Annotated in this window: 21 protein-coding genes; 11 read left to right on the top strand and 10 right to left on the bottom strand. The window is 60.3% G+C overall.

Going from position 1 to position 18,015, the window contains the following annotated elements:
* Window positions 1-149 precede the first annotated feature (149 nt).
* A complete protein-coding gene (locus FE840_RS08440) occupies window positions 150-602 on the bottom strand; it encodes a plant virulence effector HPE1-like domain-containing protein (protein ID WP_138285300.1) in 453 nt (150 codons plus the stop codon).
* A 121-nt stretch (window positions 603-723) separates the two neighbouring features.
* Window positions 724-1,995 carry a phosphoribosylamine--glycine ligase gene (gene purD, locus FE840_RS08445; RefSeq protein ID WP_138285299.1) on the bottom strand — a complete coding sequence of 424 codons (1,272 nt, stop codon included), beginning with the start codon at window positions 1,993-1,995 and terminating at the stop codon, window positions 724-726.
* Window positions 1,996-2,145: 150 nt separating this feature from the next.
* Between purD and FE840_RS08450 the strand changes: the two genes are divergently transcribed.
* The 3 genes from FE840_RS08450 to FE840_RS08460 all read left to right on the top strand — a co-directional run bounded on the left by FE840_RS08450 (window position 2,146) and on the right by FE840_RS08460 (window position 5,143).
* Complete coding sequence (locus tag FE840_RS08450) at window positions 2,146-2,340, top strand: type II toxin-antitoxin system HicA family toxin (protein WP_138285298.1); 195 nt, start codon at window positions 2,146-2,148, stop codon at window positions 2,338-2,340.
* Entirely contained in the window at window positions 2,337-2,762 is a 426-nt protein-coding gene (locus FE840_RS08455) for a type II toxin-antitoxin system HicB family antitoxin (protein WP_210271783.1), read from the top strand. Before FE840_RS08450 ends, FE840_RS08455 begins: the two co-directional genes overlap by 4 nt.
* 62 nt (window positions 2,763-2,824) lie before the next feature.
* Window positions 2,825-5,143, top strand: coding sequence for a Tex family protein (locus tag FE840_RS08460; RefSeq protein ID WP_138285297.1), 2,319 nt, complete (start codon window positions 2,825-2,827; stop codon window positions 5,141-5,143).
* A gap of 81 nt (window positions 5,144-5,224) precedes the next feature.
* Here the strand turns inward: FE840_RS08460 and FE840_RS08465 are convergent, their stop codons facing one another.
* Both FE840_RS08465 and FE840_RS08470 read right to left on the bottom strand, forming a co-directional pair.
* Window positions 5,225-5,545, bottom strand: a complete 321-nt coding sequence (locus FE840_RS08465; RefSeq protein ID WP_138285296.1) for a TraR/DksA family transcriptional regulator — start codon at window positions 5,543-5,545, stop codon at window positions 5,225-5,227.
* Window positions 5,546-5,566: 21 nt separating this feature from the next.
* Entirely contained in the window at window positions 5,567-5,977 is a 411-nt protein-coding gene (locus tag FE840_RS08470; protein ID WP_138285295.1) for a universal stress protein, read from the bottom strand.
* Window positions 5,978-6,221: 244 nt separating this feature from the next.
* Here FE840_RS08470 and FE840_RS08475 point away from each other — a divergent pair, with 244 nt between their 5' ends.
* From FE840_RS08475 to FE840_RS08505, 7 genes are all read left to right on the top strand, one after another.
* Window positions 6,222-7,100 (top strand): VOC family protein, encoded by an 879-nt coding sequence (locus tag FE840_RS08475; protein WP_138285965.1) that lies wholly within the window; start codon window positions 6,222-6,224, stop codon window positions 7,098-7,100.
* Window positions 7,101-7,211: 111 nt separating this feature from the next.
* Entirely contained in the window at window positions 7,212-8,306 is a 1,095-nt protein-coding gene (locus tag FE840_RS08480) for an AI-2E family transporter (protein ID WP_138285294.1), read from the top strand.
* A gap of 75 nt (window positions 8,307-8,381) precedes the next feature.
* Window positions 8,382-9,236: a metallophosphoesterase gene (locus tag FE840_RS08485; RefSeq protein ID WP_138285293.1), complete on the top strand. Its 855-nt coding sequence runs from the start codon at window positions 8,382-8,384 to the stop codon at window positions 9,234-9,236.
* A 148-nt stretch (window positions 9,237-9,384) separates the two neighbouring features.
* Window positions 9,385-9,828, top strand: a complete 444-nt coding sequence (locus FE840_RS08490; protein ID WP_138285292.1) for a c-type cytochrome — start codon at window positions 9,385-9,387, stop codon at window positions 9,826-9,828.
* Window positions 9,829-9,921: 93 nt separating this feature from the next.
* Complete coding sequence (locus FE840_RS08495; protein ID WP_138285291.1) at window positions 9,922-10,839, top strand: cytochrome c; 918 nt, start codon at window positions 9,922-9,924, stop codon at window positions 10,837-10,839.
* A gap of 35 nt (window positions 10,840-10,874) precedes the next feature.
* The gene (locus FE840_RS08500) at window positions 10,875-11,105 is read left to right on the top strand and encodes a hypothetical protein (protein ID WP_171033624.1); all 231 of its coding nucleotides are present in this window, start codon (window positions 10,875-10,877) and stop codon (window positions 11,103-11,105) included.
* A 74-nt stretch (window positions 11,106-11,179) separates the two neighbouring features.
* Window positions 11,180-11,404 (top strand): hypothetical protein, encoded by a 225-nt coding sequence (locus FE840_RS08505; protein WP_138285290.1) that lies wholly within the window; start codon window positions 11,180-11,182, stop codon window positions 11,402-11,404.
* A 15-nt stretch (window positions 11,405-11,419) separates the two neighbouring features.
* Here FE840_RS08505 and FE840_RS08510 read toward each other — a convergent pair whose 3' ends face one another.
* From FE840_RS08510 to FE840_RS08520, 3 genes are all read right to left on the bottom strand, one after another.
* A complete protein-coding gene (locus FE840_RS08510; RefSeq protein WP_138285289.1) occupies window positions 11,420-11,986 on the bottom strand; it encodes a DJ-1/PfpI family protein in 567 nt (188 codons plus the stop codon).
* A gap of 30 nt (window positions 11,987-12,016) precedes the next feature.
* Window positions 12,017-12,508 carry a GNAT family N-acetyltransferase gene (locus FE840_RS08515; RefSeq protein ID WP_138285288.1) on the bottom strand — a complete coding sequence of 164 codons (492 nt, stop codon included), beginning with the start codon at window positions 12,506-12,508 and terminating at the stop codon, window positions 12,017-12,019.
* Between the two features lie 227 nt (window positions 12,509-12,735).
* On the bottom strand, window positions 12,736-13,149 hold the full coding sequence (locus FE840_RS08520; protein ID WP_138285287.1) for a MerR family transcriptional regulator: 414 nt from the start codon (window positions 13,147-13,149) through the stop codon (window positions 12,736-12,738).
* A 79-nt stretch (window positions 13,150-13,228) separates the two neighbouring features.
* Here FE840_RS08520 and FE840_RS08525 point away from each other — a divergent pair, with 79 nt between their 5' ends.
* Window positions 13,229-13,924, top strand: a complete 696-nt coding sequence (locus FE840_RS08525) for a cation efflux transmembrane domain-containing protein (RefSeq protein ID WP_138285286.1) — start codon at window positions 13,229-13,231, stop codon at window positions 13,922-13,924.
* Window positions 13,925-14,021: 97 nt separating this feature from the next.
* On the opposite strand, the gene FE840_RS08530 is transcribed toward FE840_RS08525, so the two are convergent.
* The 3 genes from FE840_RS08530 to FE840_RS08540 form a co-directional block, all read right to left on the bottom strand.
* A complete protein-coding gene (locus FE840_RS08530) occupies window positions 14,022-14,336 on the bottom strand; it encodes a hypothetical protein (RefSeq protein WP_138285285.1) in 315 nt (104 codons plus the stop codon).
* 146 nt (window positions 14,337-14,482) lie between these two features.
* Window positions 14,483-15,781, bottom strand: a complete 1,299-nt coding sequence (locus tag FE840_RS08535; RefSeq protein WP_171033623.1) for a DUF2254 domain-containing protein — start codon at window positions 15,779-15,781, stop codon at window positions 14,483-14,485.
* A gap of 69 nt (window positions 15,782-15,850) precedes the next feature.
* Window positions 15,851-17,959, bottom strand: a complete 2,109-nt coding sequence (locus FE840_RS08540) for a S9 family peptidase (RefSeq protein ID WP_138285283.1) — start codon at window positions 17,957-17,959, stop codon at window positions 15,851-15,853.
* Window positions 17,960-18,015 lie beyond the last annotated feature (56 nt).

Raw genomic sequence — 18,015 nt, forward strand, 5'->3', positions numbered from 1 at the left:
ACCTAACCGAATATTCTGAAAAAAAGGTATACTGCCGGATTGGTGCTCAAGAACGGCAAAACGCCCGGCTGAACCGGGCGTTCTGTCCGTGTCACCTCACGAAGGCCAGGCGGCATGGATCGTGAATGCCGCCTGGAAACCGGGCAATCTTATCTCAGGCGGAGTTCGAAACCGGCGACATCGGGGGCAGTGCCCTGCAGAACAATACCTTCGGGGGCCATCGGTTCGACGGCAGCCGTGGTTGCTTTTTCGTCAATGCCGAGATCGGTCTTGGAGCCCCGCGCGAGGATCATGCTGCCGGTGGTTTCCCAGCCCTTGGCCGAGGTCACCACCACGACGGGAGAGCCGCCAAGCCAGCTTTCAATGCGCTTGATCTTCTGTTCGCCATCGACGCTAACGACTTCGGCGCTCTGCTCGCCGATCTCGAGCGACGGCACGACATAGGTCAGCGTATTGTTTTCGACCGGGGGCGGGCAGTCCGCGCAACTGCGGGTAATCACGCTGCGGGTCTCAGCCTCCAGGCCGGTCACGAACTCAATGGACGACGCCAGGGCAGGGCTGGCAGTGGCCACAAGGGTGAGGGTCAGAACTAGGTGTCGCATCACGTATATCCCATCAATCTCTTGAGGGGGACGATAGCGGGCTTTTCTTTCAATCCGGTCAGGCAGATTGGTAAAATTTGAACGAAACGCAAAAAAGCATCATCGGCCTGGTCTCTGGTCCCTAGTTTTCGTTCCGGTCGATTGCCCGCCAGCCGATGTCGCGACGGCAAAAGCCGTTTTCCCAGGCGACCGCGTCCACCAGTTGATAGGCGCGTGCCTTTGCCTCGGCAACCGTCGGCCCCAGGGCAGTCGCATTCAAGACGCGCCCACCTGTCGCAACCAGCTGGCCGTCCTTCAGCGCGGTGCCGGCATGGAAGACTTTTGCGCCGTCCCCGGCCTCAGGCAGCGAGGCAATCGGCGTCGCCTTGTCATAGGCGCCGGGATAGCCCTTGGATGCCAGCACCACGGTCAACGCCGGGTCCTCGCTCCACTCGGCGGAAACCTTGTCCAGTGTGCCGGTGGCGGAGGCATGGAGGATCGGCAAGAGATCGCTCTTTAGCCGCATCATCAGCACCTGGCATTCCGGATCACCGAAGCGGACATTGTATTCAATGAGTTCCGGACCCTTCTGCGTGATCATCAGCCCGGCGAAGAACACGCCCTGGAAGGGATGCCCCATGTCTGCCATGCCGCGCATGGTTGGCTCGATAATTTCCTTCATCGTCCGCCCGACCATCTCAGGCGTCATCACTGGCGCCGGGGAGTATGCGCCCATGCCGCCGGTGTTCGGGCCGGTGTCGCCGTCACCCACACGCTTGTGGTCCTGGGCCGTCGCAAGCGGCAGAAGCGACTTGCCATCCGAGAGACAGAAGAAGCTCGCTTCTTCGCCATCGAGGAAGGCTTCGACCACGACTTCGGCACCGGCTGCCCCGAAGGCGCCCTCGAAGCAGTCGTCGATGGCGGCGAGCGCCTCGTCGAGCGTCATGGCAACCGTCACACCCTTGCCGGCGGCAAGTCCATCGGCCTTGATGACGATGGGTGCACCCTGCTGGCGCACATAGGCCTTGGCCTTGGGGGCATTGTTGAAGCGCTGATAGGCACCGGTCGGAATGTTGAAGCGGGCGCAGACATCCTTGGTAAAGCCCTTGGAGCCCTCGAGCTGGGCCGCAGCCGCCGACGGACCAAACACCGCAATGCCAGCGTCCCGAAGTCGGTCGGCAATGCCGGCGACCAGCGGCGCTTCCGGCCCGACGACGACGAAGTCGATGCCCTTGTCCTTGCAGAAGGCGACGACAGCGGCGTGATCATCCGTATCGAGAGTAACAAGCTCCGTTTCCTCGGCGATGCCGGGATTGCCGGGCGCGGCGTAGAGCTTCGTCAGCAGCGGCGACTGGGCGATCTTCCAGGCCAGCGCATGTTCGCGTCCACCCGAACCGATCAACAAAACCTTCATCGCCAGCCTCCAATGCCACAAGGGAATGCCCGGCGGTTAAGGGGAGGGAGGCGAAAGGTCAAGCGTTTCGCACCTTCGCCCCTGGGAATTCAGGGATGAGCTTGCGTCGATCAAGTGTTATACCTATAAATACGTATTGGGGAGGTGTCGGTGACGAGCCATGAGGTACTGCGCAGGCTGCTCGCCGAGGGATGGTTCGAGGTTGGCCAGAAAGGCAGTCACAAGCACTACCGGCACCCATCAAAGCCTGGTCGCGTGACGGTTCCCCATCCAAAGCGCGATATTCCGGTTGGGACACTGCGTTCAATATGGCGACAGGCCGGCTGGAACTGGCCACCCAAATGAACAGAGAAAGAGAGACCGCTGACATGCAGATCGTCGCATTGATCCACAGGGACAATGAGAGCTATGGCATATCTTTTCCGGATCTTCCCGGCTGCATCTCCGCTGCAACGTCGCTCGACGAATTGTTACTCGACGGTAAGGAAGCGCTCGATCTGCATGTCGAGATGATGCTTCAGGACGGCGAAACTCTCCCCGAGTTCCGTAGTCTCGACGTCTTGCGTGCTGATCCGGAGTTTGCCGTGGATTTCGCAACATCCGAATTGGTGACACTTCTACCTGTGGATATTCCTGGTCGTGCCGTGAAGGTGACCATCACAATGGAAGAGCACCTGCTAATGAGGCTGAACAAGGCGGCCGAGCGTCAGGGATATACCCGATCCGGCTTCATTGCCGAGGCCGTAAGGCGCAAACTGGCAGGCTGACAGGCTTGCCTTGCCGCATTCCCTCGCTATGGTCCGCCCCTCAACGATCAGACGGAAGACCCATGGCCGACGACATCAGATCCATTGCCGCCCTCATCGCCACCGAGATCAATGCCCGTCCCGATCAGGTCACTGCCGCCGTTGGCCTGCTGGATGAGGGTGCCACGGTTCCCTTCATCGCCCGCTACCGCAAGGAAGTCACCGGCGGTCTTGATGATACCCAGCTGCGCAATCTCGCCGAACGGCTGATCTATCTGCGTGAGCTTGCCGCCCGTCGCAAATCGATCTTCGAAAGCATTGACGGCCAGGGCAAGATGACCGATGAGCTCGCGCGCAAGATCGCCTCGGTCACCACCAAGGCCGAGCTTGAAGACCTCTATCTGCCCTACAAGCCCAAGCGTCGCACCCGCGCCGAGATCGCCCGCGAGAAGGGGCTGCAGCCGCTTGCCGATGCGATCCTCGCCGACCGCATGAGCGACCCGCAACAGCTCGCAGCCGGTTACATCACCGAAGATGTGCCGGACGTGAAGACGGCGCTCGAAGGTGCCCGTGACATCATCGCCGAGCAGATCTCGGAAAATGCCGATCTCATCGGTCGCCTGCGCAACGACATGAAGGATCGCGCGATCCTCTATTCGAAGCTCGTCGACGGCAAGGCCGAGGCCGGCGCCAAGTTCGCTGACTATTTCGACCATTCCGAACGCTGGGCAACCGTCCCCGGCCACCGGGCGCTCGCCATGCTGCGCGGCTGGAACGAGGAATTCCTGTCGCTATCGATCGAAGTCGACCGCGATGACACGGCCCCTGTGAAGCCGAGCCAGCGCATGATCGCGAGCGCCTATCAGGTCGCGGCCAAGGGCCCTGCAGACCAATGGCTGCTGGAGGTTGCCGGCTGGACCTGGCGCGTCAAGCTTTCCGCATCTCTCTCGCTCGACCTGATGCGCGAATTGCGCGAGCGGGCCGAGGAAGAGGCCATCCACGTCTTCGCCCGCAATCTGAAAGACCTGCTGCTGGCAGCCCCCGCCGGATCGCGCCCGACCATGGGGCTTGATCCCGGCATCCGCACCGGCGTCAAGGTCGCCGTGGTCGATGGCACTGGCAAGGTGGTGGAAACGACGACCGTCTATCCCTTTCCGCCGAAGAACGACATTCGCGGCACCCAGGCCGAGCTTGCCTCGCTCATCCGCAAGCACAAGGTCGAGCTGATCTCGATTGGCAATGGCACGGGCAGCCGCGAGACGGAAAAGCTCGTGGCCGACATGCTCGCCCAGTTCCCGTCGACTGCGCCGAAGCCGACGAAGGTCATCGTTTCGGAAGCGGGTGCCTCCGTCTATTCCGCCTCGGAAACCGCCGCCAAGGAATTCCCCAATCTCGACGTATCCTTGCGTGGCGCCGTTTCGATTGCCCGCCGCCTGCAGGATCCGCTCGCGGAACTCGTCAAGATCGAGCCGAAGTCGATCGGCGTCGGCCAGTACCAGCACGATGTCGATCAGGGCAAACTCGGTCGCTCGCTCGATGCCGTCGTCGAAGATGCGGTGAATGCCGTCGGCGTCGATCTCAACACGGCATCCGCCCCGCTGCTCGCGCGCGTCTCCGGTCTCGGCAAGACGACGGCGGAAGCCATCGTTGCCCATCGCGATGCCACCGGCGCCTTCGAAAGCCGCAAGGATCTGCTGAAGGTCCCACGCCTGGGCGCCCGCACCTTTGAGCAATGCGCCGGCTTCCTGCGTATCCCGAATGGCAAGGAACCGCTCGACGCCTCATCCGTCCACCCGGAAGCCTATGGTGTGGCGAAGAAGATCGTCGCCGCTTGCGGTCGCGACCTGCGCTCGCTGATGGGCGACAGCGCGACCTTGAAAAGCCTCGATCCCAAACGCTTCATCGACGAGCAGTTCGGCCTCCCGACGGTCAAGGACATCCTGGCCGAACTGGAAAAGCCCGGCCGGGACCCGCGTCCGTCCTTCAAGACCGCGACCTTTGCCGAAGGGGTTGAGGAAATCACCGATCTCAAGGTCGGCATGACGCTCGAAGGCACCGTCACCAATGTCGCCGCCTTCGGTGCCTTCGTCGATATCGGCGTGCATCAGGATGGCCTTGTCCACGTCTCCCAGCTTGCCGACCGCTTCGTCAAGGATCCGCATGAGGTGGTGAAAGCAGGCGATGTCGTGAAGGTCCGCGTCGTCGAGGTCGATGTCAAGCGCAAGCGCATCGCGCTCACGATGCGCAAGGATGGCGGCGAGGCGCAACAGCCCTCGATGCGCGGGGATGCGCGCGGCAATGCCAACGCGATGAAACATTCCAATGCCCGCCCGCCGAAGCCGGAACAGCCCGCAATGGGCGGACTGGGTGCAGCGCTCGCCGAGGCCATGCGCAAGAAGTGACGGAGACCGTCTCCTCCAAAAAAGAATGGGCCGGGAACCAAGTCCCGACCCGTTTCGGCCCGCCCAAGCGTATTAAAGTGATTAGCGCCCTGGCACGCAATCCTCACAAAATGGGGTGTGGGGGACGACCGCCAGACGTTCGGCGGAAATCGGCTCACCACAGGTGACGCAAATTCCGTAGGTGCCGGCCTTCAGCCTGTCGAGTGCAGCGTCGATGGCCTTGAGCTCCTCTTCGCCGACCTGGCCGAATTCTTCGAGCACCTCGTCATTCTCGCTTTCAGTCGCGCGCTCTTCGCTGTCGGCGCTTTTCAGCCGACCGAGATCGGCATCAATCTTCCTGAGCCTTGTCTCGATCTCAAGTTTGCGGGCCCGCAGGATGTCTTCCGGAGAGACGTTTTTCATCTTCGTTTTCCTCTCGTGCCTTTAGCGGTCCACCAGCACCGAGCACTTGGCATGCCGGACCACACGGTCGGCAGTGGCGCCGATCAGATAGTTCGAGAAGTCCGGTACATGCGAAGCGATGATGATGAGATCGGCCTGATGTTCCTGGGCTGCAGCCAGGATCTCGCGGGCCGCCGCGCCAGAGCGGATTTCCAGCTTCGCATCGATATTGGTCTTTTGCTTGAGCTCGGTAAGCTTGGCACGCGCATCGCGCACCGTTCCCTCAATCACGTCTACCGGGAGGTCGATGGCGATATAGCCTGGCATGTCCTCGACAACACTGATGACAATGATCTCGCCGCCTTCGTCCAGAAGCGTTGCAGCCTGACGCAGGATTTTCTCACCTTTGTCCAACTGGGCGCAATCAACAGGGACGATAATGGTCTTGTACATGGCGATCTCCTCTTGGGGATGTTTCCTCTATGGCCTGACAATGGGCCTGGGCCGACAACCCCGCATTGATCAGGATCAAGTTTGGAGAAGCGCAGACTGTTCCATTTTGGTGAACAATAATTCAATATAATGGAATATTCACTGAACGATATTCCATGCCAATATGGGGACAAGAAGATCGGTTTCCCGGTCGCCAAAGAACAGGCCACTTCGGATGGCTGAAGGAGTATGGAAGATGTCGATAATGGAAGCGATCGAAGCGCCGCAAAGCTTCGCCATGACACGGCCCGTTACAGTCGGGCAGGGCCATCTGATGGTCCGTGATCTCGACCAGATGATCGCATTCTACCGGGACGTCATCGGTCTCTCGGTCATCGAGAAGACGGCAAGCGGTGCTTTGATGGGTGTCGCGGGGCGCCCTCTCATGACGCTGAGCACAGCCGGTCAGATCGTGTATGCACCCCGCAATGCGGCCGGTCTGTTCCACACGGCATTCCTGGTGCCGAACCGGCAGGCACTGGCGCACTGGCTGGCTCATGTGGCCCATCTTGGCGTCACCCTGGAGGGCGCGAGCGACCATGATGTGAGTGAAGCGATCTATCTGTCCGATCCCGAGGGCAATGGTATCGAGATCTATCGGGATCGCCAGCCGGATGAGTGGCGTTATACGGCGGATGGCGGAGTTCACATGGACACCCGGCGTCTCGATCTGCAGGCGCTTTACGACACTGCACCGAAGACCGCCTGGAGTGGCATGGCTCAAGGCACCGCGATTGGCCATATCCACCTGCAGGTGGGCAATGTGGAGCAAGCTGATCGGTTCTACGAAGGCGTTCTCGGCCTGCGCAAGATGGCGTCCTATCCGGGGGCAAGTTTCTTCTCCTCCGGCGCCTATCACCACCATGTTGCGGCCAATGTCTGGAACAGCCGCAACGCAGGTGTCCGCGCAAAAGGCATGACAGGTCTTGCCCGCTACTCTCTGGCATTCAAGGACCTCGCAGAACGCGACCGCGTGCTGCAAACGCTGGAGCAGCTGGAGATAGCGGTGACCCGAACCGGAGAGGGGCATGACTTCAAGGACCCCTGGGGTATCGGCATTACCCTGGTCGCTGAAAGCGCCTGATAAACACCAGGGAACTCTCCATCTCATTTCCGCGTTCACAGCCGGTATGAGAGGGACGGATGCCATGGTCAGTCGACAGACCAACTACCATTTTTCGACGCTGGTGCGCGCATGAACGCCGTCGGACCTCGACGGCAATCCGCAGGCCGACTGCATCGGACATCCCTCCGAAAAACGGGTCTCGACTATGCCGTCACCTGGTCCGTGATCGGCCTGTTCTTGATATTCGCGCTGATCGCTCTGCACCTGGCCTCCTTCATCCTCATCCCGTTGACCCTTGCCGTGGTCACAGGCCTCATTCTCGGGCTTGCAGCAGATAAGCTCGGCACGCTTGGTATGCCACCCATGCTCAATGCGCTCCTCTTGACCAGCGCATTTGCCGTAATCGCGCTGATGGTCGGCTCCGCAGTCATGGAACCGGTTCAGAACCTGCTTGGGGATGCGCCAGATATGATCGATGGTGCGCTCGATTACATCATGCCCCGTGTGGAGCATGTTTCGTGGTTGCACAGGCCGCTCCAAGCGCTCATCCATGGCCCGATTTCGAGCGAGACCATGCTGGAAAACACGGGCACGATCATTTCGACGCTTGCGACCGGCGTGACGCCTGCCTTGCTCCAGATCCTCATCTTTCTCGGCAGTCTCGTCCTGTTTCTGGCAAACCGCCTTGCCATTCGTCGCGCCCTGATCATCGGATTTCAGGATCGGGAGCGCCGGCTGATCGCCATCCGGGCCTATAATGCCGTCGAGCGTGCCCTCGGGTTTTATTTCGCCACGGCACTGGTTCTCTACGCCGCCTTCGGTACGGTCGCAGCCATCATTGCCATGCTTGGCGGACTTGGCAGTCCGGTCCTCTGGGGGCTTTCGGCCTTTCTCCTGAGCTTCATTCCCTTCCTTGGCATTGCGCTGGTAACGCTCGCCATGTCGATCAGCGGGCTTCTGGTTCATGATGGCGTGCTGCTCGGTCTCCTGCCGGCTGCTGCGTTTTTTCTTGTCAATGGCATCTTCGAGAATCTGGTCCTTCCGGCCGTCATGGGGCGTCGCCTGCAGATGAATGCCTTCATGCTCTTTGTCGCGATTGTCTTCTGGACCTGGCTCTGGGGCGGGGTCGGCGCCATGTTGGCCGTACCGCTTTCCCTGATCGTGGTCACCCTCGCATCCGAACTTCTGCCAAAGGGCAAGGCAAAACCCAGTCTGCCGCAGTGATGCCGAAGACTGCGTCACAGGAGTGTCATTCTCGCAGGCTAGGTGTCGCCGGATAACTCACAGACCGGCTGCCCCATGACCGTCACGACACCCCTTCTTCGCCTGGGTATCATCGCCGACCCGCAATATGCCGAGCTTCCACCCAATGAGGAACTCAACCGATTCTATGCCAACAGCCTGAAGAAGATTCGCGACGCTGTTGATCTATTCAATGCCAATGAGCTGGATGCCGTCGTGGTTCTCGGAGACCTGATCGATGCCGACGCCGTGCATTTCGAGCCAGTGTTGCGGGAGCTTGGCAGGCTGCGCCACCCGCAAATCCTGTTACCCGGCAATCACGATTTTCTGGTGGAACCCGAACATCTGGCCGGGGTCTACCACCGCCTCTCGATGCCTGCGCCCTATTATTCGAGGCAGGTCAACGGCATTCACCTCATCATACTCGATGGCAGTGAGATCTCGCTCTTTGCGCCGCCACCCGGTGATCCGCGCAGGCAGCAGGCCGAATCGCGCCTCACTGCACTGCGGGCATCGAAAGCGCCGAATGCTCATCCCTGGAACGCCGGCATTGGCGGCGAGCAAAGGTCATGGCTGAAGGCCCTGCTAGATGACATGGATGGCAAGGGCGAGAAGGCGATCGTGCTCGGGCATTATCCGGTCTATCCGCCATCCGATCACAATCTCTGGAACGCTGAGGATGTTGCCGGCTTGTTGGCGAGGTCTCCATCCGCCGTGGCCTATCTCTGCGGTCACGATCACCGAGGGGGCTTTGGCACAAAGGGCGGAACCCATTTCGTCACGTTCAAGGGCATGGTCGACACGGAAGCGGACAATGCCTTCGCCATCGTCGAACTCTTTGCCGATCGCCTGAATGTGATGGGCTTTGGACGTGAAGTCAGCCGCGAACTCTCCCTTTGCGAAGCCAGATGAACCCATGTCCCAAGGGCAAATTCCTGGCAAAACATACCGAGACGTCTCACTTTAATGTCATTTTCGAGAACCCCATAGTTATTGCAAACATTCCATGTTTACTGCTGTTCCAGCCGGATGGTCCGGTTTAGCCCGAGGAGAACAACGTATGAAGCTCAAGATCGTCATGGCCGCGGCAATCGCCGCTGCCCTGGGTGTGGGGTCCGCAATCGCTGCCGGCGAGCCGCAGACTGTCCGTCAGGAAGAAATGAAGAAAGTCGGCGGTGCCATGGGTGCGCTTGGCGGGATCGCAAAAGGTGAGCGCCCCTATGACGCAGCGGCGGTCACGACTGCGCTCACGACGCTGGCGGCAGTCGCCAAGACCTATCCGGATCACTTCCCGGTCGGCAGTGAAACCGGCATGGACAGCGAAGCCAGCCCGAAGATCTGGGAAAACATGGATGACTTCAAGGCCAAGGCTGCGAACCTCGCAACCATTGCGGAGGCACAGCTCGCTTCTCTTCCCGCCAATCAGGCTGGCGTTGGAGCGGCCATGCAGGCACTTGGCGCGACCTGCGGCGACTGTCATCAGACCTACCGCCTGAAGAACTGATCCCCGACAGGGGCCTTTGTCGCGATCCGGTTGTTCAGCGGCCGGATCGCACTTTGCGGGCACGGGTCGCCCGAAACTTCAGGAGTGAGGTCCATGGCATCCACATGGCGAAAGGGGCTTGGCGGCCTCCTTGCAGCCGGCGTCCTTGGTGGCGCGGCGTTTCTTTTCTTCACAGCCCCGAACCGTCATGATCCTTCGACTTGGGCAGGGCTTGGCGAGCCTGATCTTGAAAATGGTCGGAACGTGTTTTTCACCGGCGGCTGCGCCAGTTGCCATGCACCGGCGGATGCCTCGGGTGATGCGCGACTGATCCTGTCGGGCGGGGCTCCGATCCACAGCGATTTCGGCACCTTCCATCCCCCGAACATTTCCAGCAGCCCGTCAGCTGGGATCGGTGCCTGGACGCTTGCCGAATTCGGTGATGCCATGACCCGGGGTGTCGGTCGCAATGGCGAACATCTTTATCCGTCATTCCCATACACATCCTATTCGCGCATGACGCCGAAGGATATCAACGATCTTTACGGTTTCATGTTGAGCCTTCCCGCCAGCGAGGCGGTTGCCCCGGCCCATGAATTGCCCTTCCCCTTCAATGTCCGCAGGTCGCTTGGCGGTTGGAAGTTCCTCTATTTTTCTGAGGAGCCGATTGCCGAACTGGCCGATGCTTCCGACCTGGTCAAACGGGGCCAGTATCTCGTCGAAGGCGCTGGGCATTGCGGCGAATGCCACACACCCCGCAACATCATCGGTGGACCGAAACTGGCCAGCTGGCTGGGAGGAGGCCCCAATCCGGAAGGCGAGGGCATGATTCCCAATATCACGCCAGGCTCCAGAAGCATGGGGTCCTGGGGCGAGGGCGATATCGTCAGCTACCTCCAGACCGGCTTCACTCCGGATTATGACAGCGTCGGTGGCACAATGGTATCGGTCCAGAAGAACATGGCCGAATTGCCGAATGCCGACATTGAGGCAATGGCCGCCTATCTGAAGGCGATCCCCGCTGTGGAATAAACCGCCTGTTAGGATTGGAGCGTCATCATTATCCGATGAAGATGGCGCAAAGACCGACATTGCAGGAACTTGTTGAAACCGTGGCCCGGATGAGCGCGCGGTTCTCCGCATCCGGCGATCCACGCGTCGTCGATCTGATGCACTATGTTTCGATGCTGGAGCGGCGCTTCGAAGCGGATCTTCCCGACCCGCGTGATCAAGCCTTGGCCCATGCTTCAGCGCTGATGGTTGTGCGCGCGGTGGCAGAGCAATGGCAGCTGGAATGAGCGGCCATCTGAAAGACCAGCACCGCGCAAGCCTCAGCCGTCATGGTGCCGCCGACATGAAATGCGGAGGGGACATGAGCATTGAACGTCGGCGGATGGAAAACGCTATCCGCTCGCTGCTCGACAACTATCCTGATCCGGCCCTTCATCGCTGGGTTTCGGAAACGGTGCGAGCATTTGACAAGCGGCTTTCGGCCATCGTCGATCCGCGCGAGCGCGATCATGCCCAGCAGGCGGCCCTGGTGTTGATCAAGACCACGTTGCAGAAATGGTCCGAGAACCCGCCCGTTCGGCATTGAGCCGAACTGCACTTCTCATTGGTGTTCCGCCGCAAATGTCGAAAGCACAGCTTCGGCCTCGGGCGTCCAGAGATCCAGTGCCTTCAGGACTTCAAAGGCGAATGTGTCGGGCGCTGAACCGGCTGCCGTGACGATGGCGCCATCGCGCACCGCCTGCGGCTGATCACGATAGAGCGCTGCTCCCTGATAGGCGGAGTATTTCTGGTGTGAGGCCAGCGAATTTCCTGTATGGGCGACGGCGTTCAATACGCCGGTGGCGGCAAGCGCACTGGCAGCCGCACAGATCCCGCCCAGCACCTTGCCCCTGTCGCGAAATGCCGTCGCAAGTCCGGTAAAGTCGAAAGCCAAACCCTTTTCCCAGGCATAGCCGCCCGGAATGATCAGCGCGTCAAAGCGTTCGGCATCGATCTGCGAATAGGGCAGGTCAACTGCGACCCTCAGGCCGCCCATCGACTGAACAGGTTTTCCGTCAGGCGAGGCCGTCAGCACCTCGCATCGCAGATAGTAGCGCAGCGCCGCCATCACCAGCGCTGGCTCCCAATCGGCATAGTCATCCTGCAGGGCAATCGCGATTCGCGGCATGGATTTATCCTCCAATGAGCAGCAGTCGTCTCAGCTGAGCGCCTGCAGATAGCGCATGCCCGTGACGGGACGCGGCACGAAGTCCATGTTTTCGTAGAAGCGATGAGCCGCGAAATTGCCGGTAGCGGCAGAAACCGAGAGGAAGTCGCAGCCCGCCTGACGCGCAATCTGCCGGGCTCGATCCACCAGATGCTGGCCGATGCCATTGCCGCGCTGCCCATCGCGAACATAGAGATGATGCAGATCCATGCCGCGCTTGCCTTCCTGCGCCCGGTAGAGCGGAACGAGAATGGCATAGCCGATCAGACCGTCCTCGCCGCTATCGGCGACCAGTGCCTGGATCCAGGGCAGGGTGCCGAAAAGGTCACGCTCCAGCTTGTCCGGCGTCATCGCCGAGGCATCGCCATGATGCATCGCCAGCGCCTCGATCATCTCGTTGAGTTCGGGCAGATCCTGCGGCTTGGCATGACGAATGACGACCACCGGGGGTCTTGGCAGGGTGAGATCGGTATCTTCGGTCATTGTACTTCCCTTTTTCGATTTTTGCCGTCAGGGGAAGCGTTCTCTCGAAACAACAAAGCCGCCTGACGGCGGCTTGTTGACAAAGTGATCTGTCGAGCCGCCCGTTACCGGTAGGCCCAAAAATACGTGCAGGACATGGGTGCGCGTTCATTGATCATGGAAGGCTAGATGCGCCAGTTTAAATCGATTGTCAACGGGGATCATGCTTCAAGTAAAGCGACCCGTCCTCAATGCTCGTGTTCGCAAAGACCGTGATCGGACAGCGCCCGGATCACATAGCAGTCGCCCACCGTATGTCCCTCGCAATGGGACACGATTCGCTCCAACTCGTCCTCCAGCTTGCGCAGTTTCGCAATCTTGTCGCGCACATCTGCGAGCTGATCGCGCGCGATCTTGTCGGCAGTACTGCAGGGTTCCTCCGGATGGCGGCTGAGTTGGAGAAGCGCCCGGATCGCCTCGATCGGAAAGCCGAGATCCCGCGCATGGCGGATGAAGGTCAGCCGCTCAAGCTGCTGCTTTTCATAGCGCCGCTGATTGCCCTCGGTGCGGTCGGGTGCGAAAATCAGCCCCATCTGTTCGTAGTAGCGGATGGTCGGCACCTTCACGCCTGTTCGCCGCGACAGCTCTCCGATCGAATACATGAAAAAACCTCTTGAACCTCTAGTCACTAGAGATCCTAGACAGGGTGCAGGATCAAATCAAGACGGGAAAGATCAGTCGATGAGTGCTTCTTGCGGCCATAGCCACGGCCCCTTTGACGGGATGTCGGACACCTATAAACAGCGGCTCTGGATGGTGATTGCGATCAATGCGGTCATGTTTGTCGTTGAAATGACGGCCGGCCAGCTGGCCCGTTCCCAGGCGCTTCAGGCCGACGCGCTGGATTTCTTTGCCGATGCCGTGACCTACGGCATTTCGCTTGCCGTTATCGGCGCATCCTTGAAGACCCGCAGCATGGCCGCTGCCGCCAAGGGCCTGAGCCTCCTCTGCATGGGGCTATTTGTGTTCGGTTCGACCATCTGGCGTGTCTTTGAAGGCGGCGTGCCGGAAGCCCCTGTCATGGGCGTTATCGGCTTCCTTGCACTTGCCGCCAATGTTGCCAGCGTTCTGCTGCTGATGTCGTACAAGGATGGTGATGCCAACGTGCGTTCGGTCTGGCTTTGCTCGCGCAACGACGCGATCGGCAATGTTATCGTCATGATTGCAGCACTCGGTGTCTGGGGAACGGCAACGGCCTGGCCCGATCTGATTGTTGCCGGCATCATGGCGGGCCTCTTCCTCAGTTCGTCAATCCAGATCCTTAATCAGTCCTGGCGCGAGTGGAAGGCCGGCGAAGCGATCACCGTCGAGACCTCATGCTGTGGTCCTAAGGCTGTTGTGAAACCTGCGGGCTCTCACCACCATCAGCACTCTTGAGCCGGTGGCCGTCTTTACGCAACGGCCTGCCAGGGTCAAAAATGAAATGACCGGCTGCGCCATGGGCTCAGCCGGTCCTTTCTTGAAAGGTTCTCTTTCAGGCAGCGTTTTCGTCCGACAGGTCGTATTCGCGATAGGCCGCCTCGATCCGCTCGGTCACGGAGGCATTGCGCGTCTTGGCTTCCTGGGTGCCAGTTACGTTGGAGGCCTCCGTAGCCTTGCGGCCGCCGTCCACAGTCCACAATGCCGAGGCGAGGCTGCTGGAGATCAGGGTGCTTGAAAATGTGCTGGGTGCGCCGCTGCGCGCCTTGGCCGGCTGGGCCGTTTCAGGCGTCACATCATCCTTTTCCGACGTGACATGCACATATCGGTTCTGAAATGAATAGCTGCTTAGGCCGCTGTCTATCCTCATGGCGGACACCTCGATTGATCTGTTAACCATTTGTTAACCATTCAACCTTGCGCGAACCTTGCGTCGACGATTTCTGCGGCAGAAATGCCCTTGCGGATTTCAGAATACGGGCTAGGTGGCCGATTCGGTTGTGTTGGAGACGGCTGCTACGCGTTCAGCACCTTCCTGTGCTCGGTCTCGACCCGCGCCTTGTCATCTTCAAACTCCAGCTTTGAAAGCGCCCGATCCAACACCACCTTTGCCAGGCTACGAGCAGCAGCGGCATAGTCCTTGTCCCGGCTTGCAGAGAGCGCCGCAAGCGCCCGCTGTTGGGCGATTGCCACTTCGACCATGCCGGCAGCATCGCGAGCGACCGTCAGAAAGCTGGTTTCAAGCAGCGAGAGCGGTTCTATCGGTGCAGCATGGACCCGGCGATGCGGTTTAGGCCCGCGTCCCGTGTTGGACGTCGTCGGCTTCATGTCCTTCTGGCGGGCTGCACTCCGGTCTGCGGCCCGCGAAAGAATCCGTGCCTGTTGCGAGATCACGTCCACCGCAGTTCCCGGGTCGTTGATGCCCGAGGAAAGGGCGCGCGATGCAATTTCGGACAGGACAGTCAGACCGAAGAGCGGATCCTGATCATAGGAGCGGTTGGCGCCGATGGTGAAAGCTCTGCGCAGATGGTGTTCTGCCTCGTCCGTGTCATCCCCGAAACCATTGGGCAGAACCACATGGAGAATCGGCTCGGCCCGCGAGCAGAATTCTCCCGGTCGCTTGGCGACGTAAACATGGGCTTGCAGTTTCTCGGCCCATTCGGCCAGGATGCTGGTGTCGAGATGGCGGACATAGCCGGTTTCATCCGGAAAAAGCGGCATGGCGAGCGGCGGCGGTGTGTCATAGGGTGAGCAGCCGAGACAGGGATTGTCTGCAAGGCTTTGCAGCGCCTGTTCGGTCGCCTCCGTCACCCGGCTGATCGTCTCGCTCACCTGTCCGAGGCCGGCCAGGTGGTCGATCCACCTGAGCAACATGGTGACGATGAGCGCAACCACGATCAGCGTTACGACAAAGAGAACGACGCGCCCGCCACCGCCATAAAGACCGGTGTTGAGCGCAATCAGGCTCACCAGGGAGAAAAGAAAGGCCCCCAGAAAGGTCGAGAGTGCCGATTGGGCCGTCTGGTCCTCGAGCACGAGCCCGATCGCACGCGGCGTGCCGCCATTGGCCGCCGTGCTCGTTGCCGAGACAAGCGTTGACAGCGAGAAGGTCGTGACTGCCAGCATGGACGACGCAATGATCGTCAAGATCGGATCGACGGCATCGGCACCGACCATGTCAGAGAGGCTATCGGGGATATAGTGACCAAAGCCAACCCCCAACAGCGCTGTCGCAATCGCAATCAGCGTGTAGAGGGTCGCCCGAAACCACAGCCGCTTGGTAATCTGCACCAGCAGCCACCAGCGGCGGCTCATGATTGTGTCTTTCTTTCGCGAAGCCATCAGATGAATGTGGCTTCTGCGATCATGAAGACAAGGGCGAAATCAGACCTTCCCCGCCACCTTGATCGCATAGGCATATTCAAACGCGATCTCTTCCAGCCGCTGGAAACGCCCCGACTTGCCGCCATGGCCAGCGGCCATGTTGGTTTTGAGCAGGAAAGGCCCGGCCTCCGGCGCGGTGGCGCGTAGCCGCGCGATCCACTTGGTCGGCTCCCAATAGGTCACGCGCGGGTCGGTGAGGCCCGAAAGCGCGATGATCGGCGGGTAGGGCTTTTTCTCGACATTGTCATAGGGGCTATAGGCCGCAATCCAGCGATATTCCTCTTCGGACTCAATGGGATTGCCCCACTCCGGCCATTCCGGTGGGGTGAGTGGCAGCGTGTCGTCGAGCATGGTGTTGAGCACATCGACAAAGGGCACGGCAGCGATGATGCCGGCGAATTTTTCCGGCGCCATGTTGGCAACAGCCCCCATCAGCATGCCGCCGGCAGAGCCGCCTTCGGCGATGATCCGGTCGTATGCGGTGAAGCCTTCCTTCACCAGGTGGTCGGCAGCCGAGATGAAGTCCTTGAAGGTATTGACCTTCTTTTCCATCTTGCCGTCTTCATACCAGGAGAAACCCTTGTCCTTGCCACCGCGGATATGGGCGATGGCATAGACGAAGCCGCGATCGGCCAGCGATAGGCAATTGGTGTTGAAGCCGGCGGGGATGGTGATGCCATAGGCGCCATAGCCATAGAGCAGGCAGGGGGCGGAGCCGTCGAGCTTCGTATCCTTCCGGTAGAGCAGGGTGACCGGCACCGTCTCGCCGTCATGCGCTTCGGCAAACACCCGGCGGGTGACATAGTCCTCCGGCTTGTGGCCGGACGGTACTTCCTGCGTCTTCAGAAGTATGCGCTCGCGGGTCGCCATGTTGTAGTCGAACAGCTGCGAGGGTGTCGTCATCGACGAATAGGAGAAGCGGATGACGTCGGTGTCGTATTCGGCAGCCCCCTGCAGGCCCAGCGAATAGGCTTCCTCGGCAAAGGCGATCGAATGCTCTTCGCCGGACGTCCGGTCGCGGATCATGATCACAGGCAGGCCCTCGCGGCGCTCCAGCCAGACCAGGTGGCGGGCAAAGGCCATGTGGTTGAGGATCAACCGGCCCGGCTCATGCGGCACGAGATCTTTCCAGTTCGCCTTGCCCGGCGCCGAAACCGGCGCCTCGACGATCTTGAAGTCCTTGGCGCCGTCGGCATTGGTCAGGATGTAGAAGACATCGCCGCCCTCTGTCATCGAATATTCGACCCCTTCCTCACGCTCGGCGACGAGCACAGGCTCCGCCGTGAGGTCCTTGGTCGAGAGGATGCGGTATTCCGAGGTCTCGTGGTCGTGGATGTCGATGAAGATGAAGTCGTCGAGCAGCGAGCCGCCGACGCCCATGAAGAAGCCGGGATCCTTCTCCTCGTAGACGAGCCGGTCGGATGACTGCGGCTGACCGACGATATGGTGGAAGACCTTGGACGGACGGTGGTTCTCGTCCTGCAACGTGTAGAAGAAGCTCTCGCCGTCGGGCGCCCAGACCCCGCCGCCGGCGGTGTTTTCGAGCACGTCGTCCAGATCCTGCTTGGTGGCGAGATCGCGAATGCGCAGCGTGTAGTATTCCGAGCCCTTGTCATCGTAACCCCAGATGCCGAATGCGTGGTCGCTCGTGTGATCGATGCCGGACAGGCGGAAATAGTCCTTGCCGACAGCTTCCTTGTCGCCGTCGAGCAGCAGCTCGCGGATCGTCTCGTCCTTCGGATTGCCGTCGCGCGGGATGCGGAAATAGCGCGGCTGCTCTCCGCCGGTGACAAAGGCAGAGCCATAGGCAAAGAGGCCGTCCTTCATCGGGATCGAGGAATCGTCTTCTTTGATACGGCCCTTCATCTCGGCAAAGAGCTGGCCCTGCAGCTCTTTCGTGTCGGCCATCGCCGCCTCCATATAGGCGTTCTCGGCCTCCAGGTAGCTGCGGATTTCCGGATCGAGGATGGAGGTATCCTTGAACATCGCCTGCCAGTTGCCAGCCCGCAGCCAGGCATAATCATCCGTGCGGGTGATCCCGTGGCGGGTATCCGTGACGGGCTTCTTGGCGGCAGCGGGCGGGGTGGGCAGGTTGTTGAAGACGGACAAGAGAGATCCTTCCGGGAATGGAAACATGCGGCTCAGCGAGAGATAGAGAGGCGATG

This window comes from Peteryoungia desertarenae, from assembly GCF_005860795.2.
Taxonomy (GTDB): Bacteria; Pseudomonadota; Alphaproteobacteria; order Rhizobiales; family Rhizobiaceae; genus Allorhizobium; species Allorhizobium desertarenae.

Excerpts from the sequence above, each read along its gene's own strand:
- FE840_RS08520 (WP_138285287.1), bottom strand. The coding sequence starts at position 13,149 with ATGTATTCGATCGGAGAGCTGTCGCGGCGAACAGGCGTGAAGGTGCCG.
- FE840_RS08460 (WP_138285297.1), top strand. The coding sequence starts at position 2,825 with ATGGCCGACGACATCAGATCCATTGCCGCCCTCATCGCCACCGAGATC.
- purD (WP_138285299.1), bottom strand. The coding sequence starts at position 1,995 with ATGAAGGTTTTGTTGATCGGTTCGGGTGGACGCGAACATGCGCTGGCC.
- FE840_RS08500 (WP_171033624.1), top strand. The coding sequence starts at position 10,875 with ATGAAGATGGCGCAAAGACCGACATTGCAGGAACTTGTTGAAACCGTG.
- FE840_RS08490 (WP_138285292.1), top strand. The coding sequence starts at position 9,385 with ATGAAGCTCAAGATCGTCATGGCCGCGGCAATCGCCGCTGCCCTGGGT.
- FE840_RS08455 (WP_210271783.1), top strand. The coding sequence starts at position 2,337 with ATGAACAGAGAAAGAGAGACCGCTGACATGCAGATCGTCGCATTGATC.
- FE840_RS08510 (WP_138285289.1), bottom strand. The coding sequence starts at position 11,986 with ATGCCGCGAATCGCGATTGCCCTGCAGGATGACTATGCCGATTGGGAG.
- FE840_RS08485 (WP_138285293.1), top strand. The coding sequence starts at position 8,382 with ATGACCGTCACGACACCCCTTCTTCGCCTGGGTATCATCGCCGACCCG.
- FE840_RS08495 (WP_138285291.1), top strand. The coding sequence starts at position 9,922 with ATGGCATCCACATGGCGAAAGGGGCTTGGCGGCCTCCTTGCAGCCGGC.
- FE840_RS08535 (WP_171033623.1), bottom strand. The coding sequence starts at position 15,781 with ATGAGCCGCCGCTGGTGGCTGCTGGTGCAGATTACCAAGCGGCTGTGG.
- FE840_RS08505 (WP_138285290.1), top strand. The coding sequence starts at position 11,180 with ATGAGCATTGAACGTCGGCGGATGGAAAACGCTATCCGCTCGCTGCTC.
- FE840_RS08465 (WP_138285296.1), bottom strand. The coding sequence starts at position 5,545 with ATGAAAAACGTCTCTCCGGAAGACATCCTGCGGGCCCGCAAACTTGAG.
- FE840_RS08440 (WP_138285300.1), bottom strand. The coding sequence starts at position 602 with ATGCGACACCTAGTTCTGACCCTCACCCTTGTGGCCACTGCCAGCCCT.
- FE840_RS08480 (WP_138285294.1), top strand. The coding sequence starts at position 7,212 with ATGAACGCCGTCGGACCTCGACGGCAATCCGCAGGCCGACTGCATCGG.
- FE840_RS08475 (WP_138285965.1), top strand. The coding sequence starts at position 6,222 with ATGGAAGCGATCGAAGCGCCGCAAAGCTTCGCCATGACACGGCCCGTT.
- FE840_RS08470 (WP_138285295.1), bottom strand. The coding sequence starts at position 5,977 with ATGTACAAGACCATTATCGTCCCTGTTGATTGCGCCCAGTTGGACAAA.
- FE840_RS08515 (WP_138285288.1), bottom strand. The coding sequence starts at position 12,508 with ATGACCGAAGATACCGATCTCACCCTGCCAAGACCCCCGGTGGTCGTC.
- FE840_RS08530 (WP_138285285.1), bottom strand. The coding sequence starts at position 14,336 with ATGAGGATAGACAGCGGCCTAAGCAGCTATTCATTTCAGAACCGATAT.
- FE840_RS08525 (WP_138285286.1), top strand. The coding sequence starts at position 13,229 with ATGAGTGCTTCTTGCGGCCATAGCCACGGCCCCTTTGACGGGATGTCG.